We start from the raw sequence: 24,455 nt of genomic DNA, 5'->3' as shown, positions 1-24,455 counted from the left end.
CCCTTCCGGCGCTGAGTGCGTGCGCCGGGCGTTTCGGCGCCGGGGCGCCGGGTGAGCGTCAGCCGGAGCGGCGCAGGGCCTCGGAGAGGCGTCCCGCCGCGTCGATGACCGCCTGCGCGTGCATGCGGCCGGGGTGGCGGGTCAGGCGCTCGATCGGCCCGGAGACCGAGACGGCGGCCACCACGCGGTTCGACGGGCCGCGCACGGGCGCCGACACGGACGCGACGCCCGGCTCGCGCTCGCCGATCGACTGGGCCCAGCCACGGCGGCGTACACCCGAAAGGGCCGTGGCCGTGAAGCGGGCGCCCTGGAGACCGCGGTGCAGGCGCTCCGGCTCCTCCCAGGCCATCAGGATCTGGGCCGACGAACCCGCCTTCATCGTGAGCGTCGAGCCGACGGGGACGGTGTCCCTGAGGCCCGAGAGGCGCTCGGCCGCGGCCACGCAGATGCGCATGTCGCCCTGCCGGCGGTAGAGCTGCGCGCTCTCGCCCGTGACGTCGCGCAGGTGCGTGAGGACCGGGCCCGCCGTGGCGAGCAGACGGTCCTCGCCCGCCGCCGCCGCGAGCTCCGCGAGCCGCGGGCCGAGAATGAAACGGCCCTGCATGTCCCGCGCCACCATCCGGTGGTGTTCCAGTGCCACGGCCAGTCGGTGAGCCGTGGGTCGTGCGAGCCCCGTGGCCGCGACCAAGCCCGCGAGGGTGGCCGGACCGGACTCCAGAGCGCTCAAGACAAGGGCCGCCTTGTCCAGAACGCCGACGCCGCTAGAGTTGTCCATGCGTCGATACTCGCGTCTCACTCTGTGAAACGCAAGTTCAATTTTCCGCGCGACGCGCCACTCTGTACGAGCGATCCGCGGACCAACGGATTTCGCGGCCGACGTGCGGCACGAGGGGTACGCGCGTCGGCGAACAGATTCTCTAGTTGGGCCGGCGAAGCGGCCGGTCGGAGGGAAAGCGATGGGTAGGACACTCGCGGAGAAGGTCTGGGACGACCACGTCGTCCGGCGCGCCGAGGGCGAGCCCGACCTCCTCTACATCGATCTGCACCTGCTGCACGAGGTGACCAGCCCCCAGGCCTTCGACGGCCTCCGCCAGGCCGGCCGTCAGGTGCGGCGGCTCGACCTCACCATCGCCACCGAGGACCACAACACCCCGACCCTCGACATCGACAAGCCCATCGCCGACCCGGTCTCGCGGGCCCAGCTGGAGACGCTGCGCAAGAACTGCGCCGACTTCGGCGTGCGCCTGCACCCGCTGGGCGACGTCGAGCAGGGCGTCGTCCACGTGGTGGGACCGCAGCTGGGACTGACCCAGCCCGGCACCACCGTCGTCTGCGGCGACTCGCACACCTCCACCCACGGCGCCTTCGGCGCGCTGGCGTTCGGCATCGGCACCTCCCAGGTCGAGCACGTCCTCGCCACCCAGACGCTGCCGATGGCCCGCCCCAAGACCATGGCCATCACCGTCGACGGCGAACTGCCCGACGACGTCACGGCCAAGGACCTGATCCTCGCCGTCATCACGAAGATCGGCACCGGCGGCGGCCAGGGCTACGTCCTGGAGTACCGCGGCTCCGCCATCGAGAAGCTCTCGATGGAGGCGCGGATGACCATCTGCAACATGTCCATCGAGGCGGGCGCCCGCGCCGGGATGATCGCCCCGGACGAGACCACCTTCGACTACATCAAGGGCCGCGCCCACGCACCGCAGGGCGAGGACTGGGACGCCGCGGTGGCGTACTGGAAGACGCTGAAGACCGACGACGACGCGGTCTTCGACGCCGAGGTCTACATCGACGCCGCCTCGCTGGCGCCGTTCGTCACCTGGGGCACCAACCCGGGCCAGGGAGCGCCGCTTTCGGCGAGCGTCCCCGACCCCGCTTCGTACGAAGACGCTTCGGAGCGCCACGCCGCCGAAAAGGCCCTGGAATACATGGGGTTGACCGCGGGCCAGCCGCTGCGCGACATCAAGGTCGACACCGTCTTCGTAGGCTCCTGCACCAACGGCCGCATCGAGGACCTGCGCGCGGCGGCCTCCGTCGTCGAGGGCCGCAAAGTCGCCGACGGCGTGCGGATGCTGGTCGTCCCCGGCTCGGTCCGGGTCTCCCTGGAGGCCGTCGCGGAGGGGCTGGACAAGGTCTTCATCGCCGCGGGGGCCGAATGGCGGCACGCGGGCTGCTCGATGTGCCTGGGCATGAACCCCGACCAACTGGCGCCCGGCGAGCGCTCGGCCTCCACGTCGAACCGCAACTTCGAAGGCAGGCAGGGCAAGGGCGGACGCACCCATCTGGTCTCCCCGCAGGTCGCCGCCGCCACCGCGGTCACCGGCCACCTCGCCTCGCCCGCCGACCTGTCCGACGCCCCCGTGAACGCCGGAGTCCGATAACCATGGAAGCATTCACCAAGCACACCGGCCGGGCCGTCCCGCTGCGCCGCAGCAACGTGGACACCGACCAGATCATCCCCGCCCACTGGCTCAAGAAGGTCACCAGGGACGGCTTCGAGGACGGGCTCTTCGAGGCCTGGCGCAAGGACCCCGAGTTCGTCCTCAACCGACCCGAGCGGCAGGGCTCCACGGTCCTGGTCGCCGGACCCGACTTCGGCACCGGATCCTCCCGCGAGCACGCCGTGTGGGCGCTGCAGAACTTCGGCTTCAAGGCCGTCATCTCGTCCCGCTTCGCCGACATCTTCCGCGGTAACTCGCTGAAGAACGGCCTGCTCACCGTCGTGCTCGACCAGAAGGTCGTGGACGCGCTCTGGGAGCTGACGGAGCGGGACCCGCAGGCCGAGATCACCGTCGACCTGGAGGACCGCCAGGTCCGCGCGGAGGGCATCACCGCCGACTTCGAACTCGACGAGAACGCCCGCTGGCGGCTCCTGAACGGCCTGGACGACATCAGCATCACGCTGCGGAACGAGCCGGACATCGCCGCGTACGAGACCGGGCGCCCCTCGTACAAGCCGCGGACCGTTCAGGTCTGACAGCCCGCAACACGTCACAACAGCCTGATGTACCCCCAATCGTGGACGGTTGGGGGTACATCTGTGTGTGCCTCCCGAGAGGTGCCGGATGGCCTGAACGGGTGGTCTCAACTCCCGTGCCCGGCAAGGAAGAAGAGGCTGGAAATCCCCTTGTACTCGGCGCGACGGGGTACCCTCAGGAAGGCGGCGGACGGCGGCAGTTACCCCCTGCGGAGGCGACAACTCGCCCCAGATGGCACAATCGGTGCATGGGACGTGACAGCCAACTCGAGCTCTACGGGCTCGTCGCGGACCAACTGAAGGAAGCGCACTCCCGAGTGCGCGCACTGCAAGTCCCGGAGGGCGTACGGATGGCGCTGACCCGGAAGCTGCTGGTCATTACGGCCGCGGCCAAACACGATCTCGCCGATGCGGCAAGGCGTCTGGAGCGATTGATGGCGTCCCTCGACGAAGCGGACGACGGCCGATTCCCCCAAGACCCCTGAGTCGCAGCCTCAACGGGCCTTCGAGGAACTCCGAGATGGGCCACTTCGTTGCGGCACAAGGGTGATTAGCCCGTTTCGTGTTTGATTTGCGGTATATATCTGCCTAACGTGCGAAAAAGCCGGAGTATTTCGCTCCCGGCAATGTCTCCGAAGGGGAAGACGTGAACAAGGCGCAGCTCGTAGAAGCGATTGCCGACAAGGTCGGAGGCCGCCAGCAGGCCGCCGACGCCGTCGACGCGGTCCTGGACGCCGTCGTCCGTGCCGTGGTCGGCGGGGACCGTGTTTCGGTCACCGGCTTCGGCTCGTTCGAGAAGGTCGACCGCCCGGCCCGTTACGCCCGCAACCCCCAGACCGGGGAGCGCGTGCGCGTCAAGAAGACCTCGGTGCCGCGGTTCCGCGCCGGTCAGGGCTTCAAGGACCTGGTGAGCGGCTCGAAGAAGCTCCCGAAGAACGACGTCGCGGTCAAGAAGGCGCCCAAGGGCAGCCTGACCGGCGGCGCTTCGGCGACGGTCAAGAAGGCCGCGGCCAAGAAGGCCACCGCGAAGAAGGCGACGCCGGCGGCGGCGAAGAAGACCACCACCGCCAAGAAGACCGCCGCGAAGAAGAGCACGGCCACCGCCAAGAAGGCCACGGCGACCGCCAAGAAGGCGACGGCGACGGCGAAGAAGACGGCCACGAAGTCGACGGCCAAGAAGGCGACGCCGGCGGCGAAGAAGACCACCACCGCCAAGAAGGCGACGCCGGCCGCCAAGAAGGCCACCGCCAAGAAGACCGCCCCGGCGAAGAAGGCCACGGCGAAGAAGGCGCCCGCCAAGAAGTCCACGGCGCGCAAGACGACCGCCAAGAAGACCACGGCCCGCAAGAAGTAGGGGCACGAGGGCACTCACGCGCCGGGCCGGGCTCCCACGGGGGAGCCCGGCCCGCGTCGTGCGCCCGGATGGCGCAGGCGCCCCGGACGCGGCACGTCCGCGCCGGGTTCGGCCACGTCGGCGCCGGGCGTCAGAAGGTCCGCGCCGGGTTCAGAACGTCTGCAGGGTCACCAGAGTGATGCGGCGCGCGTCACCCTCGCCGTCCATCTCGATGCGCACGCGCTGCCCGGGCCGCAGCAGCCGCAGCCCGCCCGCGTCGAACGCGGGCGCCTCGAAGGGCACGGGAGTCCCGTCGTCGAGCAGCACGCTGCCGCTGCGGGTCTCGGAGTCGTACGTGTACGCGGTCGCCTGCATGGAAAGCAGCGTACTCAGTCGGCGATGAGCAGGCGCGCCGCGGCCGCGGCGGTGCGCGGTCCCACGCCGAGCGCGAGAGCGGCCCGCAGGTCCTCTCCGGTGTCCACGTCCTGGCGTACGGAATCGACGCCGTCGAGCGCGAGTTCCACGGCCCCGGACGCCGAATGCCGGGCCCGGGAGGCCCCTCCGAAAGCGGGACGCAATTGCGTCCCCGCCGTCGCGCACAGCAGCGTCGTCCCGATTCCTGCGGCATCCGGCATGAATGCGCGGGAAAATGCGGCGGCACTGTCGAGCGCCCGGGCCAATTCCGCGGGGCGCAGCGCGGGCAGGTCGGCGTTCAGGGCTGCGACGGCCGCGTCGGGCCGCTCGGCGCGCACCCGGGCCGCCCCGTGCGCCAGCGCGGCGTTCAGGCCCCCGCCGGGCTCGTCGGCCAGGACCCGGGCGCCGAGCGCGGCGAGCTCCCGGCCCGCCAGGGCGTCATCCGTGACGACCGCCACATCCCGCACCGCCGGGCACGCCGCCGCGGCGGCCACGGTGTCCTGCGCGAATGCCAGGGCGAGACCCGGCCGCAGACCGTCCCCGGACGCGGCGGCGAGCCTGCTTTTGGCGCGCGCCAGCGATTTCACGGGTATGACCAGGGTCCATTGCACGAGCGCTCCGTCCTTCGCGTCGCGCCCATTGTGACCTGCCGACGGACGAGGGGCGGTGGCCGCAGACGGGTGGGCGTACGGTGTTCTCGACAGACCGGCAGCCTGGGGCGACACTTGTGCGGCCGACCAGGTTCATGGAGGAAGGTGTCCGAGTGTCCCGCCGCAGAATCGGCTTCTGGTACCGCCTTGCGGCGGTCATTGCTAAACCGCCGCTCGTGGTTCTGTTCAAGCGGGACTGGCGTGGAATGGAGCACATTCCGGCCGACGGTGGATTCATCACCGCGGTGAATCACAACTCGCATATCGACCCGTTCTCGTACGCGCACTTCCAGTACAACACGGGGCGAGTGCCGCGATTCCTGGCAAAGGACGCCCTTTTCAAGGGTGGTTTTGTCGCCAAGGTGATGAAGGGCACGGGCCAGATCCCGGTCTACCGCGAGACCACGAACGCGCTCGACGCCTTCCGCGCCGCCGTCGACGCCATCGCGCGCGGCGAGTGCGTCGCCTTCTATCCCGAAGGCACCCTCACCAGGGACCCCGACATGTGGCCGATGACCGCCAAGTCCGGTGCCGCGCGGGTCGCTCTGGAGACCAAGTGCCCGGTGATTCCCGTCGCGCAGTGGGGCGCCAACCTCGCTCTGCCGCCGTACAGCAAGAAGCCCGCCCTCTTCCCGCGCAAGACCCTCCAGGTGAAGGCCGGACCGCCCGTGGACCTGTCGCGCTTCTACGACAAGGAGCCGACGCCCGAGGTGCTGCGCGAGGTGACCGAGACCATCATGGCCGCGATCACCGGACTCCTGGAGGAGATCCGCGGCGAGAAGGCCCCTGAGACGCCGTACGACCCGCGCAGGGCGCGGCAGGAGCAACGACGCAAGGCAGCAGCGCGCCGCAACGCCGCGCGGGGCACCACAGAGAGCACCTCGGAGGACAGCAAGTGACGAACCCCGTGAACCCGGCGCAGCCCGTGAAGGCCGCCGTCTTCGGAACGGGCTCCTGGGGCACGGCCTTCGGCATGGTGCTCGCCGACGCGGGCTGTGACGTCACCCTGTGGGGCCGCCGCGCCGAACTCGCCGACGCGGTCAACTCCACGCGGACCAACCCGGACTACCTCCCCGGCGTGCGGCTCCCGGAGAACCTCCGGGCGACCACCGACCCGGCCGAGGCCGCCGCGGACGCCGACTTCACCGTCCTCGCCGTGCCGTCGCAGACACTGCGCGCCAACCTCGCCGAGTGGGCCCCGCTGCTCGCCCCCGAGACCGTCCTCGTCTCCCTCATGAAGGGCGTCGAACTGGGCTCCGCCATGCGGATGAGCGAGGTCATCGAGGACGTCACGAAGGTCCCCGCGGACCGGATCGCCGTCGTCACGGGACCCAACCTCGCCCGTGAGATCGCCGCGCGGCAGCCCGCCGCCGCCGTGGTCGCCTGCCGGGACGAAGCCGTCGCGCAGCGCCTCCAGACGGCCTGCCACACGCCGTACTTCCGCCCGTACACCAACACCGACGTGGTCGGCTGCGAGCTCGGCGGCGCCGTGAAGAACGTCATCGGCCTCGCCGTGGGCATCGCGGACGGCATGGGCCTCGGCGACAACGCCAAGGGCTCGCTCATCACGCGCGGCCTCGCGGAGACCACCCGGCTCGGCCTCGCCATGGGCGCCGACCCGCTCACGTTCTCCGGACTCGCGGGCCTCGGCGACCTGGTGGCCACCTGCTCGTCGCCGCTGTCGCGCAACCACACCTTCGGCACCAACCTCGGCAAGGGCATGACGCTCCAGGAGACCATCGCGGTCACCAAGCAGACCGCGGAGGGCGTCAAGTCCTGCGAGTCCGTGCTGGATCTGGCCCGCAGGCACGGCGTCGACATGCCGATCACCGAGACGGTCGTGGGCATCGTGCACGAGGGCACGCCCCCGGTGGTCGCCCTCAAGGACCTCATGTCGCGCAGCGCCAAGCCCGAGCGCCGCTGACGGCGCCGACTGACTACTGCGGGACCAGCGGGTACTCTCAACGCGATATGAGCAGCGAGAACCTCCCCCAGAGCCCTGAGCAGCCGCTCCGCAAGCCGCGTGTGGCCGTCGTGTTCGGCGGCCGCAGCTCGGAGCACGGCATCTCCGTCGTCACGGCCGGTGCCGTACTGCGCGCGATCGACCGCTCCAAGTACGACGTCCTGCCGATCGGCATCACCACGGACGGCCGTTGGGCGCTGACCGCCGACGAGCCCGAGCGGATGGCCATCGCCGACCGCCGGATGCCGAACGTCGCCGAAATCGCCGACTCCGTAGAGGGCGGTGTCGTGCTCCCGGTCGACCCCGGCAACCGCGAGGTCGTCTACAGCGAGCCCGGCTCCGTGCCCAAGGCGCTCGGCGAGGTCGACGTCGTCTTCCCGATGCTGCACGGTCCCTACGGAGAGGACGGCACCCTCCAGGGCCTGCTCGAACTCTCCGGAGTGCCCTACGTCGGCTCCGGAGTCCTCGCCTCGGCCGTCGGCCAGGACAAGGACTACATGAAGCGGGTGTTCGCCTCCTTCGGGCTGAACGTCGGCCCGTACCTGGTGATCCGCCCGCGCGAGTGGCGGCAGGACGAGGCGGGCGCCCGGCAGCGCATCGCGGAGTTCGCCGGCGAGCACGGCTGGCCGCTGTTCATCAAGCCCGCGCGCGCGGGCTCATCGATCGGCATCACGAAGGTCGACTCCTTCGACGGTCTCGACGAGGCCATCGCCGAGGCACAGCGCCACGACCCCAAGATCATCGTCGAGGCGCTGCTGCGCGGCCGCGAGATCGAGTGCGGCGTCCTGGAGTTCGAGGACGGCCCGCGCGCGAGCGTCCCGGCCGAGATCCCGCCCGTCCAGACGCACGACTACTACGACTTCGAGGCGAAGTACATCGACTCGACGCCCGGCATCGTGCCCGCGCCGCTGACGCCCGAGCAGACGGCGGAGATCCAGCGGCTCGCCGTCGAGGCGTTCGAGGCAGCGTCCTGCGAGGGCCTGGTGCGCGCGGACTTCTTCCTCACCGAGGACGGCCGGTTCGTGATCAACGAGATCAACACGATGCCGGGCTTCACGCCCATCTCGATGTACCCGCAGATGTGGGAGAAGAGCGGCGTCAGCTACCCGGAGCTGGTGGACCGCCTCATCCAGGCGGCCCTCAACCGCTCCACGGGCCTGCGCTGACCCACGCCCGGGGCGCCGCCCCCGTCAGGGGGCGACCCCCTTGGGGATCGTCTGCTTGATGGGGGCGGCGAAGTCCGTGAGCGGACTCAGGCCGCCCCCCGCCCGCTCCGCCGGGAGCGTCACCTCCACGTAGGCGAGGCGCGCCCCGGTGGTGAAGGTGTACGAGCCGTCGTCGCGCTTCTGCAGCAGCCAGGCGACACCGTTCACGTTCACGCTGTTCTGCTCGGCGTACGCGAGGTCGATCATCTCCGGGGGCCGCTCCACACCGCAGCGCAGTATGATCGCCGGGTCTCCCCACCCCGCGGTCAGCTCGGACTTCGGACCGGGGTCGGTCCGCCCGAGACCGTCGACCTTCTCCGGGAGCTTCTCGTGCAGGTTCCGGCAGAGTCCCGCGGCCTTCGCGGCCGGGGACGGAACCACCACTGACGCCTCGTCGTCCGAAGATGAGCAGGCCGCCGTCGTGATCAACAGGACGAGGGCGGACGTTCCTGTGAGGCAGCGGCGCCGGAGGCGGGGGAAGTTCACCGGGCCAGGGTAGACGGGGGCTACAAGTGCACGACCGGGCAGGTCAGGGTTCGGGTGATGCCGTCCACTTGCTGGACCTTGGCGACCACCATGCGGCCGAGTTCGTCGACCGTGTCCGCCTGCGCGCGCACGATGACATCGTAGGGTCCGGTCACGTCCTCGGCCTGGATCACTCCCGGGATCTTGCCGATCAGCTCGGCGACGGTCGACGCCTTGCCGACCTCTGTTTGGATCAGGATGTACGCCTGTACCACGGAACCTCCAGGGCGGCCACGAGGATCATGTGGGGGGAGAAAGGGACGCCACGGTACCGCGTCGCCGCTCGTCACGGGGAGACCCGCGTGACCTGTGGCGCGCACATCGTGGCGGACGGACAGCAGAAGTCGACGGTCACGTCGACCGTACCGATGACAGAGACGGCTCGCGACCGGGGGCCGAGCAGCGTGAAAGGGCATGGTGAGACTCGGTGAAGGGATCCGTGGGCGAGTTGGGGGAGTTCGGGCTCATCAGAGAGCTCACCTCGCGGCTCACCACCACTCCGGCCGTACGGCTCGGCCCGGGCGATGACGCCGCGGTCGTGTCCGCTCCGGACCGCAGGGTCGTGGCGAGCACCGACATCCTCCTGGAGGGGCGGCACTTCCGCCGCGACTGGTCCACCGCGTACGACGTGGGCCGCAAGGCCGCCGCGCAGAACCTCGCCGACATCGCGGCCATGGGGGCCGTGCCGACCGCGCTGCTGCTCGGCCTGGTCGTGCCCGCTGAGCTCCCCGCGAGCTGGCCGACCGAGCTGATGGACGGCCTCAGGGACGAGTGCCAGGTGGCGGGCGCGGCCGTCGTGGGCGGCGACGTCGTGCGCGGCGACACGATCACCGTCGCGATCACCGCGCTGGGCGATCTGCGCAACCACGAACCCGTCACGCGCGCGGGCGCGCAGCCCGGTGACGTCGTCGCCGTGACGGGCTGGCTCGGCTGGTCCGCCGCCGGGCACGCCGTGCTCTCCCGGGGCTTCCGCTCGCCGCGCGCCTTTGTGGAGGCCCACCGCAGGCCCGAACCGCCGTACCACGCGGGTCCCGCGGCCGCCGGCCTCGGCGCGACCTCCATGACGGACGTCAGCGACGGCCTCATCGCCGACCTCGGACACATCGCCGAGGCCAGCAAGGTACGCATCGACATCCGCTCCGGAGACGTCGACGTGCCCTCCCAGATGAACGACATCGGGCAGGCCGTCGGCGTCGACCCGCTGCAGTGGGTGCTGAACGGCGGCGAGGACCACGCCATCGTCGCGACGTTCCCGCCGGACGTGAAGCTGCCCGCCCGCTGGAAGGTCATCGGAGAGGTCCTCAACCCCTCCGCGCTGCCCCAGGTGACCGTGGACGGCGCCCCGTGGACCAGCAAGGGCTGGGACCACTTCGGGGACAACGGAGAGTCCGAGTGACCGGCCTGCCGAGGACGGGCGCCCCGCCGCGGGTCCTGACCGTCGCCGGGTCCGACTCGGGCGGCGGCGCGGGCATCCAGGCCGACCTGAAGACGATGCTCGCCCTCGGCACGCACGGCATGAGCGTCGTCACGGCCGTCACCGCGCAGAACTCGCTGGGCGTGCAGGGCTTCTGGGAGCTTCCGGTGGAGGCGGTGCGGGCCCAGTACCGCAGCGTCGTCGACGACATCGGCGTACAGGCGGTGAAGACCGGCATGCTCGCCTCCGCCGAACTGGTCGAGGCGGTCGCCGACTTGCTCGCCGGCACGGACGCCCCCGCGGTCGTCGACCCGGTCGGCGTCTCCAAGCACGGCGACTCGCTGCTCGCGGTGTCCGCGCTCGACTCGGTGCGCACGAAGCTGCTGCCGGTCGCCACGGTCGCCACACCCAACCTCGACGAGGTCGCCCAACTCACCGGTGTCGTCGTCGACTCGGAGGACGGCCTGCGCCGCGCGGCCGACGCCGTCCTCGCGTACGGCCCGCAGTGGGTGCTCATCAAGGGCGGCCACCTCAGCGGCGACGCCGTGGACCTGCTCACCGACGGCTCCGAAGAGCACGTGCTGCGCGCCCCGCGCCACGACAACCGCCACACGCACGGCACGGGCTGCACCCTGGCCAGCGCGATCGCGGCGGAGCTGGCCAAGGGGCGGAGCGTCCCGGAGGCCGTCACGGCGGCCAAGGAGTACGTGACAGGGGCGATCGCCGCCGGGTTCGCCCTCGGCGGCGGGATCGGACCGGTGGATCACGGCTGGCGGTCCACGGGCGCGTAGTCCTTGAGCACGAGGTCGCTCGCGGCCTTCTCCGTCAGCTTCTTGAAGAGGCCCGCCAGCAGCCGGGAGCCGAGCACGCGGTACGCGCGGTCGCGGCTGCGGATCTTCTTCTCGGTCGGCGGGGCGAGGAAGGGCCCGGCGTTGTCGGCGGTCTTTTGGCAGCCCTTGGCGTAGTCGCGGATCTCCGCCTCGTACGCGGCGAAGCCGACCCGGTGGTCGCCCCCGGCGGCCGCGAGCTCACCGGCGAGGACGTACGCGGACACCAGCGCCGTGCCCGTCCCGATGCCGCCCATCGTGGCGCCGTACCCGGCGTCGCCCAGGAGCACCACACGGCCCTTGGAGAGCCGGTCGACGTGGATCTGGGCGATGGCGTCGAAGTACAGGTCGTCGGCGCTCTCCAGGCCCTCCAGGGCCTTGGGGGCGTGCTTCCAGGCCAGGTCCGCGAACCGGTCCGCGAGGATCTTCTTCTGCTGCGCGATGTCGTGCCGGTCGTAATCGAGCCGGTCGGACCGGAAGATCAGGCCCACTCCGGCTCTGTCCGGGTCACCGTCGTAGTTGCTGATCACGACGGTGCGGCCGGGCTCGCTGTAGAGGCGGGCGGTGCGGTCGAGGCCGAGGTGGTTGGGGATGCCGAAGCCCGCCACGTAGTAGCCCAGGAAGCGCAGGTACCGCGACTCGTCGCCGAAGACCAGTCGGCGGGTGTGCGAGTGCAGCCCGTCGGCGCCGACCACCAGGTCGAACCGGCGGGGCGCGCCGCGGTCGAAGGTCACGTCGACGCCTTCGGAGTCCTCGGTCAGCGTGGCGACGGAGTCTCCGAAGACGTACTCGACCCGGTCCGCGGTGCGCTCGTACAGGATCTTGGAGAGGTCGCCGCGGAAGATCTCCACGTCACCGCTCATGAAGAACGCGGGCAGGGCGACCCGCTCCGTGTCGTCGGCCTCCACGACGGTCTGGCGGCCCATGTGCGTCTGACGGCGGTGGACCTCATCCCAGATGCCCATGCGCCGCAGCACGGTGCGGTGCACATCGCCCCGGAAGTCGACCGCGAAACCGCCCTCGCGCAGGGCGGGCGCCTTCTCCAGGACGGTGACCCGCGCTCCGTACCGGGCCAGCCACAGGGCGAGCGCGGGGCCCGCGACACTGGCGCCGGAGATCAGGACGTCCAGGTGGGCGAGGCTGCGGGTGGCGACCCGGCGCGGGCTCTTCGTAGGGGCCGATCCGGTGTTGGTACGCGTCGTGTGTGTCATGCCGGCAAGCCTCGGGGCGGCCGCTGACCGTCCGCCTACCGTTCGCTGACCGCCCGGGTATGTTCCCCGACCGTCGGCCCACCGTTCCTGACCGCCGCCGACCGCAGGCTCCGCCCCTCCTCGAAGGCCTTCTCGTACGCTTCCGGGGAGAGCCGCGCCCGAGCCGCCTCCACGAGGGGTACGACGTCGGGATCGCCGGCGATCAGGGTGCCGCGCAGGCCGTGGGCGGCGCCCAGGAGCCGCACGGCTTCCCCGGGGTCCGGCGCGACCGCGGCCAACGCCTCGGCCACCTCGGCCAGTTCGCCGGTGCCGGGCACGCCGCCGCCGACGCCCGGGGCCCGTACGTCGGAGCCGGAGCCGGAGGCCAGGACCCGGGCCTGCTCGAACCAGTCGGCGGCCTCCGCCGCGCGGGACTCGGCGAGCGCGGTACGGCCCAGGCCGATCAGGATCCGTACGCTCTCCCCGACGCTGAACCAGTTGGCCGCGCACGCCTCCAGAGCCGCTTCGTAGTGCGCACGCGCGTGTGCCGTGTCGCCGCGGAGCCGGGCCACGTCCCCGAGCCCGCGCCGTGCGGTCGCCACCTTGTCGGGGACGCCGACGGTTCGGGCGAGGGCGGCGGAGCGCGTGTAGTGGGCGGCCGCCGCGTCGAGGTCACCCCCGTGCATGAGGACCGTGGCACGCCGGTGCAGCAGGTCCGCGGTCTCCTCGGGCGCCGCCAACTCCCTTACGTGCGCGAGCCCTTCGTCGAGCAGTTCGAGGGCCCGCGCCCGCTCGCCCCGCCAGTCGGCGAACATGCCCAGCGGATCGAGGCAGTTGGCCATGCCCCAGCGGTCCCCGGTCGTCCTGAACCCCTCCAAAGCCCGGGCGAAAGCCGCCTCCGAGGCCGCGGCCCGGCCCGCGAACAGATCCTGGAAACCCAGCCCGAGATCCAGCAGGGCCACGCCCCAAGGATGGTCGTCGACCTGCTCCCGCACCTGGTCCTCCATGGCACGCGCGGGACCGCCGGCGATCGACCACAGCACCACCAGGTACGGCAGCCGCAGGGGGCCTTCGAGGCCGCCGAAGAGAGCGTCCGCCCGCGCGAGGCGGGCGGGTTCGTCAGGGTCGGTGCCGTCACCCGCGATCGTGTTGATCAGACACAGGACGTACTCCTCGGAGAGGCCGTCCGGCGGTTCCGCGCCCACCGCGGCGAGGAGGTCGACGGCGAGCTCCCTGCGCTCTCCGTAGCGGCCGCGCAGCAGCCAGAACCAGGCGAGCGCGGCCATCAGCCGGAGGCCGTCGCGCGGCGCGGTGCGGGTCAGATGGCGCAGCGCGGCGTCCAGGTTCGGCTGCTCGGCGTCGAGCTCGGCAAGAGCGCGGAGCTGCCCACCGCCGCGCAGGCGTGGCTCGGCCGCCTCGGCCAGCCGCAGGAAGTACCCGGCGTGCGCGGCCCGCAACCGGTCCTCCTCGCCCGCCGCGGCCAGCTCCCTGGCGCAGAACGCGCGGATGGTCTGCAACATGTCGTAGCGCCCGTCGGCCACGTCGAGGAACGACTTCTCCGCGAGGGAAGCGAGCAGGTCCTCGGGGTACGGAATCCCGCAGACGGCCTCCACGGCCTCGGACGTGGCCCCTCCGGAGAACACGGTCAGCCGTCGGGCCAGCTCCCGCTCCTCGTCGTCGAGCAGCTCCCAGCTCCACTCCACGACCGCGTGCAGCGTGCGGTGCCGGGGCGCCTTCGTACGGTCGCCGCGCGAGAGCAGCCGGAAGCGGTCGCCGAGGCGGGCGGCGAGCTCCTCCAGAGTGAGGGTGCGCAGGCGGGCCGCGGCCAGCTCGATCGCGAGGGGCAGCCCGTCGAGCGCCGCGCAGATCTCGTCGGTCAGCCGCCGGGCGTGCTCGTCACGCGGGCCCGCGAGGTCGGGCCGCACGGCGGCCGCCCGGTCCGCGAAGAGCCTGACGGCGGGGTCGGCGGCCAGCGGCGGCACGGGCCACAGGACCTCACCCGTGATCCCGAGCCCCTCCCGGCTGGTGGCGAGCACCCGCACGCCGGGGCAGGCGCCGAGGAGCAGCGCCGCGACGCGGGCCGCCTCGTCCACGACGTGCTCGCAGTTGTCCAGGACGAGCAGCAGCTCACGGCCGCGCAACGCGGTGAGCAGCCGCTCCGTGGCGTCGCCGCCCTGGCTGTGGAACCCGTCGCGCACCCCGAGCGCGGTGAGGATCGCGTACGTCACCCCGGCGCCGTCGGCGAGCGGGGCCAGCTCCACGAAGCAGACGTCGGGCAGCGCGCGGGCCGCCTCGACCGCGAGCCGCGTCTTGCCCGCCCCGCCGGGCCCTGTGAGCGTCACGAGCCGCGCCTCCGCGAGCAGGGCGCCGATCCGCGTGAGCTCGTCGGCCCGCCCGATGAACCGCGTCAGCTGCGCGGGCACGCCCCGCTGCCGGGCCGGCTCCCGGCCCTGGAGCAGCTCCAGGTGGAGCGCGGACAGCTCGGCGGAGGGATCGGTGCCGAGCTCGTCGGCGAGGGTGCGCCGCGCCTCCTCGTAGGCGGTGAGCGCCTCCGCGGGCCTGCCGTCCGCGTGCAACGCCCGCATCAGCTGTCCGTGCAGCCGCTCGCTCAACGGGTGCCCGGCCAGCAGCTCGCGCAACTCGGGCACCAGCTCAGCGCCGCCGCCCAGCGCGAGGTCCGCATCGACGCGGTCCTGCACGGCGGTGAGCCGCGTCTCCTCCAGGCGTGCGGCGAGCGGCCGGGCGTCCGGCAGATCGGCGAGGGCGGTCCCGCGCCACAGGCCGAGCGCCTCCCTCAGGAGCGTGGCTGCCCGGGCGGGGTCCCCGGCGTGGAGGGCCGCGCGTCCCTCATGGGCCAGCCGCTCGAAGCGGTGCAGGTCGACGTCGTCGGGGCGGACGGCGAGGCGGTAGCCGGTGGGGGTGGCTTCGACGGCGAGGCCCAGGCGCTTGCGCAGCCGGGAGATCTGGGACTGCAGCGCGTTCGCCGCGCCGGCGGGCGGCTCGTCGCCGTACAGCCCGTCGGTGAGCGCCGCCACCGAGACGGTGCGGCCGGGGTCCAGGAGCAGCAGGGTGAGCAGCGCCCTCGGGCGCGGCCCGCCGGGGTCCACGGGGGTGCCGTCGGGGGAGCGTACGTCGAGGGGGCCGAGGATGCCGAAGCGCATCCGCAAGATTCTGGCAGCCCCGCGCGCGTGGGCGGACGCCATGGCCGGGCGGGGGCCTCTCATGCATGGGCAGACGAATCATGCATGGGCAGACGAAAAAGCCGGCCCCCCTGAGGGGACCGGCTGATTCAGCAACCAGCTAGGTGGCCGCGCTGACGTCAGCGCGAGACCTTGCCGGCCTTGATGCACGAGGTGCAGGCGTTGAGGCGCTTCGGCGTCCCGCTCACCACGGCACGCACTCGCTGGATGTTCGGGTTCCAGCGACGGGGCGTACGGCGGTGCGAGTGCGAGATGTTGTTGCCGAAGCCCGGCCCCTTGCCACAGACGTCGCAGTTGGCAGCCACGGGTCACTCCAAAGACTTCAGATGCACTTACGGTTAAACCCGGCAGGCCGGGATCAGTGCAATGATCGAAGTGGCGTTGCCAGGAGGAATGGCCCGATGCGTATCGGGCAACCGAAGCAGCATACAACGACTGCTTCGGTTCCACGAAACTACCACGCCCTGCCCGGCCCCCGCCCCGGGCCCCTCGTTCACCGTGGGTCTACGCTGCGTCCATTCCGCATGGTCAAGGAGGCGAACAGGTGCCGCAGAACCTCGACGCGGTCGCGGTGCGCGCCTGGTGCCGACTGGCTCTGGACGCCCTCGGCAGGGCCCGCGAGGAGATCGACTCCATCAACGTCTATCCGGTCGCCGACGGAGACACCGGAACGAACCTCTATCTGACCGTGGAGTCCGCCTCACAGGCCGTCGACGCCGCCTTCACCGGCCATGAGCCGGCTCTTCCCTCGCTGGCCGAGACCGTGCGCGCGATGGCCCACGGAGCGCTCATCGGGGCCCGCGGGAACTCGGGCACGATCCTGTCGCAGCTGCTGCGGGGCATGGCGCAGGTCATCGGCGGCGACGAGGGCGAGCGGGGCGGGGAGTACGGCGACGGCGACCCGCGAAGTGACGCGGATCACGCCGACGGCCGGACCCTGGAGCGCGCGCTGCGACAGGCCGCCGACGCCGCCTACCAAGCGGTCGCCCACCCGGTCGAGGGCACGGTCCTGACGGTGGCCACCGCGGCGGCCGAGGCGGCCGCCGGTACGGACGGCGACTGCGGGGCCGTGGCCAGGGCCGCGTACGACGGGGCCTGCGCGGCCCTGGAGGCGACACCCGGGCAGCTGGCGGTGCTCGGCCGCGCCGGGGTGGTGGACGCCGGTGGCCGGGGGCTCGTGGCGGTCCTGGGGGCGCTGGTGGGCGCGCTGTCGGGCCGGACCGTCGCCCCCAGGAGCACGGCAGCCGCCCACGCGCGCGTGGAGGCCACCGAGGTGGAGGCCGTCGAGTGTGAGGACCCGCCCGGCGAGGAGAGGGGCGAGGAGGGCGGCCCCGCCTTCGAGGTGATCTACCTCTTGGAGGCGGACGACGCGGCCGTCGCCCGGCTGCGGAACCGGCTCGACCGGCTCGGCGACTCGCTCGTCGTGGTCGGCGGCGACGGCCTGTGGAACGTCCACGTCCATGTCGACGACGCGGGAGCGGCCGTCGAGGCGGGCGTGGAGGCGGGCCGCCCCCACCGCATCCGGATCACCCACTTCGGAGTGGGTGACGCGCACACCACGGCCCAGCCGCCCAGGGAGCGCGCGCAGCGGGCCATCGTCGCCGTCGTACCCGGCGAGGGCCTCGCGAGCCTCTACACCGAAGCCGGGGCGACCACCGTGCCCACGCGCGTGGGGGAGCCGCCCGCCAGCGGCGAACTCGTCGACGCGATCCGCCGGGCCCACGCGCGCGAAGTGGTCCTCCTGCCCAACGACGCGGAGCTGCGGCACACCGCGGCCGCCGCGGCGGCACAGGCGCGCACGGAAGGCGTGCGCGTCGCGCTGATCCCGACCCGCTCCGCGGTCCAGGGCATCGCGGCACTCGCCGTGCACGAGCCGGAGCGCCGCTTCGACGAGGACGTCGTCGCCATGACCTCGGCGGCCGGCGCGACCCGGTACGGCGAACTGGCCGTCGCCGAGCGGCAGTCCTGGACCATGGCGGGCATCTGCCAGGCCGGCGACGTGCTCGGCCTGATCGACGGCGACGTCGCGGTCATCGGCTCCGAAGTGGCCCGCACCGCCGCCTCGGTCCTCGACCGCATGCTGTCGGCGGGCGGCGAGATGGTCACGCTCGTACTCGGCGAATCCGTGCCGGACACCGTCGCGGAGCAACTGGAGAAGCACGTACGCGAGACGTACCTGGCCGTCGACACAGTGGTCTACCGCGGCGGCCGCCAGTCGGCACTGCTGCTGATCGGCGTCGAGTGACCCGGGCCGCACACCGCTGAGCCGCAGTTCGGGGGTACCTGCGCCCCGATGTCAGTGGCGTGGTGTGCAATGGATCTCGTGCCCGCGCTCGAAGAACCCCTGAAGAAAGTGGTCGGTCCCGCCACCGCGAAGGTGATGGCCGAGCACCTCGACCTGCACACGGTCGGCGACCTCCTGCACCACTACCCCCGGCGCTATGCCGAGCGCGGCGAGCTCACCCGGCTCGCCGAGCTTCCGCTGGACGAGCACGTCACGGTGGTCGCCCAGGTCGCGAGCGCACGCATCCTGAAGTTCAACGGCGGCCGGGGCCAGCGCCTCGAGGTCACCATCACCGACGGCAGCGGCCAGGTCCAGCTCGTCTTCTTCGGCCGCGGCATCCATAAACCGCACAAGGACCTGCTCCCCGGCACCCGCGCGATGTTCGCGGGCAAGGTGTCGGTCTTCAACCGCAAGATGCAGCTCGCCCACCCCGCGTACGAACTGCTGCGCGGCGACGGCGACGAGGCGGGCGAGACCGTCGGCTCCTGGGCCGGCGCCCAGCTGCCGATCTATCCCGCCACCGCCAAGCTGGAGTCCTGGAAGATCGCCAAGTCGGTCGACATGGTCCTGCCCAGCGCTCAGGAGGCTGAAGACCCGCTGCCGCCCGCCCTCCGCGACGGCCGGGGTCTCATCCCGCTCCCCGAAGCCCTCCTGAAGATCCACCGCCCGCACTCCAAGGCGGACATCGCCGCCGCCCGCGACCGTCTGAAGTGGGACGAGGCCTTCGTCCTCCAGGTGGCCCTCGCCCGGCGGCGGTACGCGGACGCGCAATTGCCCGCCGTCGCCCGCAGGCCCAAGGCGGGCGGCATCCTCGACGCCTTCGACGCCAAGCTGCCCTTCACGCTCACCGAGGGCCAGGAGAAGGTCTCCAAGGAGATCTTCGACGACCTCGCGACCGAACACCCGATGCACCGCCTGCTCCAGGGAGAGGTCGGCTCCGGGAAGACCATGGTCGCCCTGCGCGCCATGCTCGCCGTGGTGGACGCGGGCGGGCAGGCCGCGATGCTCGCGCCCACCGAAGTCCTCGCCCAGCAGCACCATCGCTCCATCGTGGAGATGATGGGCGAGCTGGCCGAGGGCGGCATGCTGGGCGGATCCGACCAGGCCACCAAGGTCACCCTGCTCACCGGCTCCATGGGAGCTGCGGGCCGCAGGCAGGCCCTGCTCGACCTGGTCACCGGCGAGGCCGGCATCGTCATCGGCACGCACGCCCTGATCGAGGACAAGGTCCAGTTCCACGACCTCGGCCTGGTCGTCGTCGACGAACAGCACCGCTTCGGCGTGGAGCAGCGCGACGCCCTGCGCGGCAAGGGCAAGCAGCCCCCGCACCTCCTGGTCATGACCGCCACGCCCATCCCGCGCACGGTCGCGATGACGGTCTTCGGCGACCTGGAGACGTCCGTCCTCGACCAGCTCCCCGCGGGCCGCTCGCCCATCGCCAGCCATGTCGTCCCCGCCCAGGACAAGCCCCACTTCCTCGCCCGCGCGTGGGAGCGCGTGCGCGAAGAAGTGGAGAACGGCCACCAGGCGTACGTGGTCTGCCCCCGCATCGGCGACGACGCCGACGAGCCCGGTGACGCCAAGAAGGCCAAGAAGAAGGCGGAGGACGAGGCCACCGCCGAGAAGCGGCCCCCGCTCGCCGTCCTCGACGTCGCCGAGCAGCTCGCCCACGGCCCCCTCCAGGGGCTGAAGGTCGAGGTCCTGCACGGCCGCATGCAGCCGGACGACAAGGACGCGGTGATGCGCCGCTTCGCCGCGGGCGAGACCCAGGTCCTGGTCGCGACGACGGTCATCGAAGTCGGGGTGAACGTCCCGAACGCCACCGCCATGGTGATCATGGACGCGGACCGCTTCGGCGTCTCCCAGCTGCACCAGCTCCGCGGCCGCGTCGGCCGCGGCTCGGCCCCCGGCCTCTGCCTCCTGGTCACCGACATGCCCGAGGCCAGCCCCGCCCGCGGCCGCCTCGGCGCCGTCGCCTCCACGCTCGACGGCTTCGAGCTCTCCCGCATCGACCTGGAGCAGCGCCGCGAGGGCGACGTGCTCGGCCAGGCCCAGTCCGGTGTCCGCTCCAGCCTGCGCATGCTCGCCGTCATCGAGGACGAGGAGGTCATCGCCGCAGCCCGCGAGGAGGCGGTCACCGTGGTCGCCGAGGACCCCGAGCTGGAGCGGCTGCCCGCGCTGCGCACCGCCCTGGACGCCCTGCTCGACGCCGAGCGCGAGCAGTACCTCGACAAGGGGTGACGCCGCCGTACGCCATATCGTGGGATGACCACCGTCCAGCCAGAAGGAATCAGATGACCCGCGTGATCGCCGGCACGGCCGGCGGACGCCGCCTGGCCGTCCCGCCGGGCAACGGCACCCGCCCCACGTCCGACCGCGCGCGCGAGGGCCTCTTCTCCACCTGGCAGGCCCTCCAGGGCACGCTCGACGGCGCCCGCGTCCTCGACCTGTACGCGGGCTCCGGTGCCGTCGGCCTGGAGGCGCTGTCCCGCGGCGCCGCGCACACCCTGCTCGTCGAGGCCGACGCCCGGGCGGCCCGCACCATCCGGGAGAACGTGAAGGCGGTGGGCCTGCCCGGCGCCGAGGTGCGGGCGGGCAAAGCCGCCCAGATCGTCGCCGGCGGCGCCCCCACCACCCCGTACGACCTGGTGTTCCTCGACCCTCCGTACGCCGTCACCGATGACGATCTTCGGGAGATCCTCCTCACACTCCGCTCGGAGGGCTGGCTCACGGACGACGCGCTCGTCACCGTTGAACGCAGTACAAGAGGCGGTGTCTTCGGCTGGCCCGAGGGTTTCGAGGCCCTCAGGTCCCGTCGCTACGGCGAAGGGACGTTTTGGTACGGTCGCGCCGCCTCTACGTGCGACGACTCAGTGATCGCGCCATGACCGGACCGGAGAGCGAGGGACTCACGATGCGCCGCGCCGTCTGTCCGGGGTCTTTCGACCCCATCACCAATGGACACCTCGACATCATCGCCCGCGCCTCCAAGCTGTACGACGTGGTGCACGTCGCGGTGATGATCAACCAGTCGAAGAAGGGCCTCTTCGAGATCGAGGAGCGGATCGAACTGATCCGCCAGGTCACCGCCGACTTCGGCAACGTCGAGGTGGAGTCCTTCCACGGCCTCCTCGTCGACTTCTGCAAGCAGCGCGACATCCCCGCCATCGTCAAGGGCCTCCGCGCGGTCAGCGACTTCGACTACGAACTCCAGATGGCCCAGATGAACAACGGCCTCTCGGGAGTCGAGACCCTGTTCGTCCCGACCAACCCCACCTACAGCTTCCTCTCCTCCTCGCTGGTCAAGGAGGTCGCGGCCTGGGGCGGCGACGTGGCGCACCTGCTGCCGCCGATCGTCCACGAGGCCCTGGTCGAACGCCTGGGCAAGAAGTGACCCACCCGCACGAGCGCTGACAGCTCGTCACCCGGTGTCGGGCGGGCGGCCACTGGCCTTACAGTCGTCCCGTCCGTCTCCCAACCAGCTGTAGAGAGTGGCGAGCACACGGTGGACGTGCAGAAGAAGATCGACGAGATCGTCCAGGCGGTCGGCAGCGCCCGGTCCATGCCCATGTCGGCCTCGTGCGTGGTCAACCGCGCCGATCTGCTCTCGATGCTCGAAGAGGTGCGCCAGGCACTGCCGGGCTCCCTCGCCCAGGCCCAGGAGCTCATCGGCGGCCGCGAGCAGCTGGTCGAGCAGGCCCGCCAGGAGGCAGAGCGGATCATCGAGAGCGCCCACGCCGAGCGCGGCTCCCTGATCTCCGACACCGAGGTGGCCCGCCGCTCCCAGGGCGAGGCCGACCGCATCCTCGCCGAGGCCCGCCAGGCCGCCGATGAGGTCCGCGCCGAGGCCGACGACTACGTGGACAGCAAGCTCGCCAACTTCGAGGTCGTCCTCACCAAGACCCTCGGTTCGGTGGGCCGCGGCCGCGAGAAGCTCCTCGGCACCGGACCCGGCCTCGACGAGAACGGCTACGAGGACGAGGACGCCCCCGAGCGCAGCCACGACCCGGAGACGCTGCGCCGCAACGCCGACGCGTACGTCGACGCCAAGCTCGGCGCCTTCGAGGCGGTCCTCGCCAAGACGCTGGAGGCCGTCGGCCGCGGCCGCCAGACCCTGCACGGCCGGGCGCCCGCCGACGAGCTCGGCACCCTGGGCGAGGGCACCGCCACCCAGGGCCACACCACCGACGCGGAGTACCTGGCGGACCTCGCGGGGCCCTCGGCCGCCGCGAAGGCCGTACCGCCGCAGCCCGCCCCGACCCCGCCGGTCCAGGCTCCACCGGTGCAGGCCCCGCCGATCCCGCCCCAGCAGCCCTACGCGCCCCCGCAGCAGCAGCCCGACCCGTACGGCTACCAGCAGCAGGACCAGTACGCGTACCAGCAGCCGTACGGCCAGCAGGATCCGTACGCGTACCAGCAGCACGATCAGCACGGCCAGCACGATCAGTACGGCTATCCGCAGCAGGGCTACGACCAGCAGCCCCGGTACGACGACGCGCCGGCGCAGGCACCCGCCGCGCTCGAAGAGGCCAGCCTCTTCGACACGACCATGATCAGCGCCGAGCAGCTGCGCCAGTACGAACAGGGACGCTAGCGGCCCGGCGGGACCGGATTGGGCCGAGAGCGAAAGGTCAAGTATCCTGGCTCTTCGGTCGCGCATACGTCCGCGACCCAGGCTGCCCACCCGAGCCTCACATGTGCGGCATCAGTGCGGTGGCCCCCTTGAACTCCCCGGATTCGAAAGCAGGAAAAACCCTGAGCACGCGCCTTGACCACCGAAACCCCCTCGTGTTCGACACACACGAGCTGGGTCGGCGTCCTGGTGCCATGCAGCGGGTGACCCGCGAGATCGAGGCGCCCGGTCCGCCGAGCGCCTTCGGTATCGAAGGGGTCATCGGAGTGCCGCAGGGCGCCCCGGTCCAGCTGGAGGTCCGTCTCGAGTCGGTCATGGAAGGGGTGCTTGTCACAGGCACCGCCCGTGCCACGGCCGAGGGGGAGTGCGTAAGGTGTCTGGAGCCGCTCGAGCTGGAGCTCGACGCGGACTTCCAGGAGATGTTCTCGTACCCTGACGCCGACGACCGGGGCCGCAGCGCGGAACCGGCCGACGACGCCGAGGAAGACGAGGACAGGCTCTGTCTCGAGGACGGCATGTTCGACCTCGAGCCTGTGCTGCGTGATGCGGTGGTGCTCGCACTGCCGATGCAGCCGGTGTGCCAGGAAGACTGTCCGGGCCTGTGCTCCCAGTGCGGGGTACGGCTCGCGGACGACCCGGACCACCACCATGACGCCGTCGACATCCGTTGGGCGGCATTGCAGGGACTCGCTGGCACCATCCAGGACGGCGAGAAGGACGAGATGAGCGGCGCCGAAGCGGAAGCGGGCGTCGACGAGAAGCAGGAGAAGTAGCCGTGGCTGTTCCGAAGCGGAAGATGTCGCGCAGCAACACGCGCCACCGCCGGTCGCAGTGGAAGGCTGCGGTCCCCACCCTGGTTTCGTGTGAGCGTTGCCAGGAGCCCAAGCAGCAGCACATCGCGTGCCCGAGCTGCGGCACCTACAACAAGCGCCAGGTCCTCGAGGTCTGAGCGGCTGGTGAGAGGCACCGTGTCTAGCCCCAAGAAGGCGGAAGACGCCAAGAAATTGGCGGAGACAACGGCCTCGTCCCACACGCTTCTGGAAGGGCGGCTCGGGTACAAGCTCGAGTCCGCCCTTCTGGTGCGCGCGCTGACCCACCGTTCGTACGCGTACGAGAACGGCGGCCTGCCGACGAACGAGCGTCTGGAGTTCCTCGGTGACTCCGTGCTCGGCCTCGTCGTCACGGACACGCTGTACCGCACCCACCCCGACCTGCCCGAAGGCCAGCTGGCCAAGTTGCGGGCCGCGGTGGTCAATTCGCGTGCGCTGGCGGAGGTCAGCCGCGGCCTCGAACTCGGCTCCTTCATCCGGCTCGGCCGGGGCGAAGAGGGCACGGGAGGCCGGGACAAGGCATCCATCCTCGCCGACACCCTTGAAGCGGTGATCGGCGCGGTCTATCTGGACCAGGGTCTGGACGCTGCGGGTGAGCTGGTGCACCGGCTCTTCGACCCGCTGATCGAGAAGTCCTCGAACCTGGGCGCGGGCCTGGACTGGAAGACCAGCCTCCAGGAGCTCACCGCGACGGAGAGCCTCGGCGTGCCCGAGTATCTCGTCACGGAGAGCGGCCCCGACCACGAGAAGACCTTCACTGCTGCCGCCCGCGTCGGAGGCGTCTCGTACGGCACCGGCACCGGCCGCAGCAAAAAGGAAGCGGAGCAGCAGGCCGCCGAGTCCGCCTGGCGCGCCATTCGCGCGGCAGCGGACGAGCGTGCCAAGGCGGCTGAGGCCGCGGCGGAAGCGGAGGGGACCGCCGACACCCCCTCGGCTTCGGACGCCGCTCCGGCCTGACACCTTCTTCCCTTGTGTGAGCCCCCGCGGGACCTCGGTCCCGCGGGGGC

25 protein-coding genes are annotated in these 24,455 nt (G+C 71.7%); 17 read left to right on the top strand and 8 right to left on the bottom strand.

The features are described from left to right. Positions 1 to 58: 58 nt before the first annotated feature. The gene (gene ndgR, locus ACZ7LU_RS11600) at positions 59 to 775 is read right to left on the bottom strand and encodes an IclR family transcriptional regulator NdgR (protein WP_058942291.1); all 717 of its coding nucleotides are present in this window, start codon (positions 773 to 775) and stop codon (positions 59 to 61) included. A 181-nt stretch (positions 776 to 956) separates the two neighbouring features. Between ndgR and leuC the strand changes: the two genes are divergently transcribed. From leuC to ACZ7LU_RS11580, 4 genes are all read left to right on the top strand, one after another. Further along, positions 957 to 2,384 (top strand): 3-isopropylmalate dehydratase large subunit, encoded by a 1,428-nt coding sequence (leuC, locus tag ACZ7LU_RS11595; protein ID WP_398308753.1) that lies wholly within the window; start codon positions 957 to 959, stop codon positions 2,382 to 2,384. A gap of 2 nt (positions 2,385 to 2,386) precedes the next feature. Further along, positions 2,387 to 2,980: a 3-isopropylmalate dehydratase small subunit gene (gene leuD, locus ACZ7LU_RS11590; RefSeq protein ID WP_398308751.1), complete on the top strand. Its 594-nt coding sequence runs from the start codon at positions 2,387 to 2,389 to the stop codon at positions 2,978 to 2,980. Between the two features lie 248 nt (positions 2,981 to 3,228). Beyond that, positions 3,229 to 3,465 (top strand): SCO5555 family protein, encoded by a 237-nt coding sequence (locus ACZ7LU_RS11585; protein ID WP_398308750.1) that lies wholly within the window; start codon positions 3,229 to 3,231, stop codon positions 3,463 to 3,465. A 161-nt stretch (positions 3,466 to 3,626) separates the two neighbouring features. Beyond that, positions 3,627 to 4,334 (top strand): HU family DNA-binding protein, encoded by a 708-nt coding sequence (locus ACZ7LU_RS11580; protein ID WP_471916605.1) that lies wholly within the window; start codon positions 3,627 to 3,629, stop codon positions 4,332 to 4,334. A gap of 150 nt (positions 4,335 to 4,484) precedes the next feature. On the opposite strand, the gene ACZ7LU_RS11575 is transcribed toward ACZ7LU_RS11580, so the two are convergent. Both ACZ7LU_RS11575 and cofC read right to left on the bottom strand, forming a co-directional pair. Beyond that, positions 4,485 to 4,688, bottom strand: coding sequence for a hypothetical protein (locus tag ACZ7LU_RS11575; RefSeq protein WP_471916604.1), 204 nt, complete (start codon positions 4,686 to 4,688; stop codon positions 4,485 to 4,487). Positions 4,689 to 4,702: 14 nt separating this feature from the next. After that, positions 4,703 to 5,338 (bottom strand): 2-phospho-L-lactate guanylyltransferase, encoded by a 636-nt coding sequence (gene cofC, locus ACZ7LU_RS11570; RefSeq protein WP_468089410.1) that lies wholly within the window; start codon positions 5,336 to 5,338, stop codon positions 4,703 to 4,705. Positions 5,339 to 5,490: 152 nt separating this feature from the next. Between cofC and ACZ7LU_RS11565 the strand changes: the two genes are divergently transcribed. From ACZ7LU_RS11565 to ACZ7LU_RS11555, 3 genes are all read left to right on the top strand, one after another. Further along, positions 5,491 to 6,276: a lysophospholipid acyltransferase family protein gene (locus ACZ7LU_RS11565; protein WP_398308742.1), complete on the top strand. Its 786-nt coding sequence runs from the start codon at positions 5,491 to 5,493 to the stop codon at positions 6,274 to 6,276. 74 nt (positions 6,277 to 6,350) lie between these two features. Further along, positions 6,351 to 7,301 (top strand): NAD(P)H-dependent glycerol-3-phosphate dehydrogenase, encoded by a 951-nt coding sequence (locus ACZ7LU_RS11560; protein WP_398309016.1) that lies wholly within the window; start codon positions 6,351 to 6,353, stop codon positions 7,299 to 7,301. A 47-nt stretch (positions 7,302 to 7,348) separates the two neighbouring features. Then, positions 7,349 to 8,506: a D-alanine--D-alanine ligase family protein gene (locus tag ACZ7LU_RS11555; RefSeq protein ID WP_398308740.1), complete on the top strand. Its 1,158-nt coding sequence runs from the start codon at positions 7,349 to 7,351 to the stop codon at positions 8,504 to 8,506. 24 nt (positions 8,507 to 8,530) lie between these two features. Here the strand turns inward: ACZ7LU_RS11555 and ACZ7LU_RS11550 are convergent, their stop codons facing one another. Together ACZ7LU_RS11550 and ACZ7LU_RS11545 are read right to left on the bottom strand one after the other, a co-directional pair. After that, on the bottom strand, positions 8,531 to 9,031 hold the full coding sequence (locus ACZ7LU_RS11550) for a DUF3515 domain-containing protein (RefSeq protein ID WP_468089405.1): 501 nt from the start codon (positions 9,029 to 9,031) through the stop codon (positions 8,531 to 8,533). A gap of 20 nt (positions 9,032 to 9,051) precedes the next feature. Further along, positions 9,052 to 9,285, bottom strand: coding sequence for an Lrp/AsnC family transcriptional regulator (locus ACZ7LU_RS11545; protein WP_016642988.1), 234 nt, complete (start codon positions 9,283 to 9,285; stop codon positions 9,052 to 9,054). A 212-nt stretch (positions 9,286 to 9,497) separates the two neighbouring features. Between ACZ7LU_RS11545 and ACZ7LU_RS11540 the strand changes: the two genes are divergently transcribed. Further along, entirely contained in the window at positions 9,498 to 10,466 is a 969-nt protein-coding gene (locus ACZ7LU_RS11540) for a thiamine-phosphate kinase (protein ID WP_398308735.1), read from the top strand. Beyond that, positions 10,463 to 11,275, top strand: coding sequence for a bifunctional hydroxymethylpyrimidine kinase/phosphomethylpyrimidine kinase (gene thiD, locus ACZ7LU_RS11535; RefSeq protein ID WP_398308733.1), 813 nt, complete (start codon positions 10,463 to 10,465; stop codon positions 11,273 to 11,275). The genes ACZ7LU_RS11540 and thiD overlap by 4 nt, the downstream gene beginning before the upstream one ends. Here the strand turns inward: thiD and ACZ7LU_RS11530 are convergent. The 3 genes from ACZ7LU_RS11530 to rpmB form a co-directional block, all read right to left on the bottom strand. Beyond that, positions 11,248 to 12,522, bottom strand: coding sequence for an FAD-dependent monooxygenase (locus tag ACZ7LU_RS11530; protein WP_471916603.1), 1,275 nt, complete (start codon positions 12,520 to 12,522; stop codon positions 11,248 to 11,250). The genes thiD and ACZ7LU_RS11530 overlap by 28 nt on opposite strands. Positions 12,523 to 12,557: 35 nt before the next feature. Next, entirely contained in the window at positions 12,558 to 15,662 is a 3,105-nt protein-coding gene (locus ACZ7LU_RS11525; RefSeq protein WP_471916602.1) for an AfsR/SARP family transcriptional regulator, read from the bottom strand. Positions 15,663 to 15,820: 158 nt separating this feature from the next. Beyond that, positions 15,821 to 16,006 (bottom strand): 50S ribosomal protein L28, encoded by a 186-nt coding sequence (gene rpmB / locus ACZ7LU_RS11520; protein WP_016642993.1) that lies wholly within the window; start codon positions 16,004 to 16,006, stop codon positions 15,821 to 15,823. A gap of 212 nt (positions 16,007 to 16,218) precedes the next feature. Between rpmB and ACZ7LU_RS11515 the strand changes: the two genes are divergently transcribed. The 8 genes from ACZ7LU_RS11515 to rnc all read left to right on the top strand — a co-directional run bounded on the left by ACZ7LU_RS11515 (position 16,219) and on the right by rnc (position 24,405). Beyond that, positions 16,219 to 17,946, top strand: a complete 1,728-nt coding sequence (locus tag ACZ7LU_RS11515) for a DAK2 domain-containing protein (protein ID WP_471118143.1) — start codon at positions 16,219 to 16,221, stop codon at positions 17,944 to 17,946. 69 nt (positions 17,947 to 18,015) lie between these two features. Continuing rightward, the gene (recG, locus tag ACZ7LU_RS11510; protein WP_468718050.1) at positions 18,016 to 20,226 is read left to right on the top strand and encodes an ATP-dependent DNA helicase RecG; all 2,211 of its coding nucleotides are present in this window, start codon (positions 18,016 to 18,018) and stop codon (positions 20,224 to 20,226) included. Between the two features lie 53 nt (positions 20,227 to 20,279). Continuing rightward, positions 20,280 to 20,873 (top strand): 16S rRNA (guanine(966)-N(2))-methyltransferase RsmD, encoded by a 594-nt coding sequence (gene rsmD / locus ACZ7LU_RS11505; protein WP_468562344.1) that lies wholly within the window; start codon positions 20,280 to 20,282, stop codon positions 20,871 to 20,873. A 26-nt stretch (positions 20,874 to 20,899) separates the two neighbouring features. Beyond that, complete coding sequence (gene coaD, locus ACZ7LU_RS11500; protein WP_398309013.1) at positions 20,900 to 21,379, top strand: pantetheine-phosphate adenylyltransferase; 480 nt, start codon at positions 20,900 to 20,902, stop codon at positions 21,377 to 21,379. Between the two features lie 111 nt (positions 21,380 to 21,490). Next, a complete protein-coding gene (locus tag ACZ7LU_RS11495) occupies positions 21,491 to 22,579 on the top strand; it encodes a cell division initiation protein (RefSeq protein ID WP_398308722.1) in 1,089 nt (362 codons plus the stop codon). A gap of 101 nt (positions 22,580 to 22,680) precedes the next feature. Continuing rightward, positions 22,681 to 23,391 (top strand): YceD family protein, encoded by a 711-nt coding sequence (locus ACZ7LU_RS11490; protein ID WP_398308720.1) that lies wholly within the window; start codon positions 22,681 to 22,683, stop codon positions 23,389 to 23,391. A gap of 2 nt (positions 23,392 to 23,393) precedes the next feature. Next, positions 23,394 to 23,567, top strand: a complete 174-nt coding sequence (gene rpmF, locus ACZ7LU_RS11485; protein ID WP_026165248.1) for a 50S ribosomal protein L32 — start codon at positions 23,394 to 23,396, stop codon at positions 23,565 to 23,567. A 7-nt stretch (positions 23,568 to 23,574) separates the two neighbouring features. Beyond that, positions 23,575 to 24,405 (top strand): ribonuclease III, encoded by an 831-nt coding sequence (rnc, locus tag ACZ7LU_RS11480; protein ID WP_362998121.1) that lies wholly within the window; start codon positions 23,575 to 23,577, stop codon positions 24,403 to 24,405. Positions 24,406 to 24,455 lie beyond the last annotated feature (50 nt).

It is taken from the genome of Streptomyces sp. NPDC039462 (assembly GCF_055639375.1).
The sequence above is the reverse complement of the archived record's forward strand: the minus strand, read 5'-3'. Positions and strand labels throughout refer to the sequence as shown.

Coding starts and splice junctions, on each gene's coding strand:
- ACZ7LU_RS11530 (WP_471916603.1), bottom strand. CDS start 12,522: ATGACACACACGACGCGTACCAACACCGGATCGGCCCCTACGAAGAGC.
- leuC (WP_398308753.1), top strand. CDS start 957: ATGGGTAGGACACTCGCGGAGAAGGTCTGGGACGACCACGTCGTCCGG.
- rsmD (WP_468562344.1), top strand. CDS start 20,280: ATGACCCGCGTGATCGCCGGCACGGCCGGCGGACGCCGCCTGGCCGTC.
- ACZ7LU_RS11555 (WP_398308740.1), top strand. CDS start 7,349: ATGAGCAGCGAGAACCTCCCCCAGAGCCCTGAGCAGCCGCTCCGCAAG.
- ACZ7LU_RS11525 (WP_471916602.1), bottom strand. CDS start 15,662: ATGCGCTTCGGCATCCTCGGCCCCCTCGACGTACGCTCCCCCGACGGC.
- leuD (WP_398308751.1), top strand. CDS start 2,387: ATGGAAGCATTCACCAAGCACACCGGCCGGGCCGTCCCGCTGCGCCGC.
- recG (WP_468718050.1), top strand. CDS start 18,016: ATGGATCTCGTGCCCGCGCTCGAAGAACCCCTGAAGAAAGTGGTCGGT.
- ACZ7LU_RS11585 (WP_398308750.1), top strand. CDS start 3,229: ATGGGACGTGACAGCCAACTCGAGCTCTACGGGCTCGTCGCGGACCAA.
- coaD (WP_398309013.1), top strand. CDS start 20,900: ATGCGCCGCGCCGTCTGTCCGGGGTCTTTCGACCCCATCACCAATGGA.
- ACZ7LU_RS11560 (WP_398309016.1), top strand. CDS start 6,351: ATGGTGCTCGCCGACGCGGGCTGTGACGTCACCCTGTGGGGCCGCCGC.
- ndgR (WP_058942291.1), bottom strand. CDS start 775: ATGGACAACTCTAGCGGCGTCGGCGTTCTGGACAAGGCGGCCCTTGTC.
- ACZ7LU_RS11575 (WP_471916604.1), bottom strand. CDS start 4,688: ATGCAGGCGACCGCGTACACGTACGACTCCGAGACCCGCAGCGGCAGC.
- ACZ7LU_RS11490 (WP_398308720.1), top strand. CDS start 22,681: ATGTGCGGCATCAGTGCGGTGGCCCCCTTGAACTCCCCGGATTCGAAA.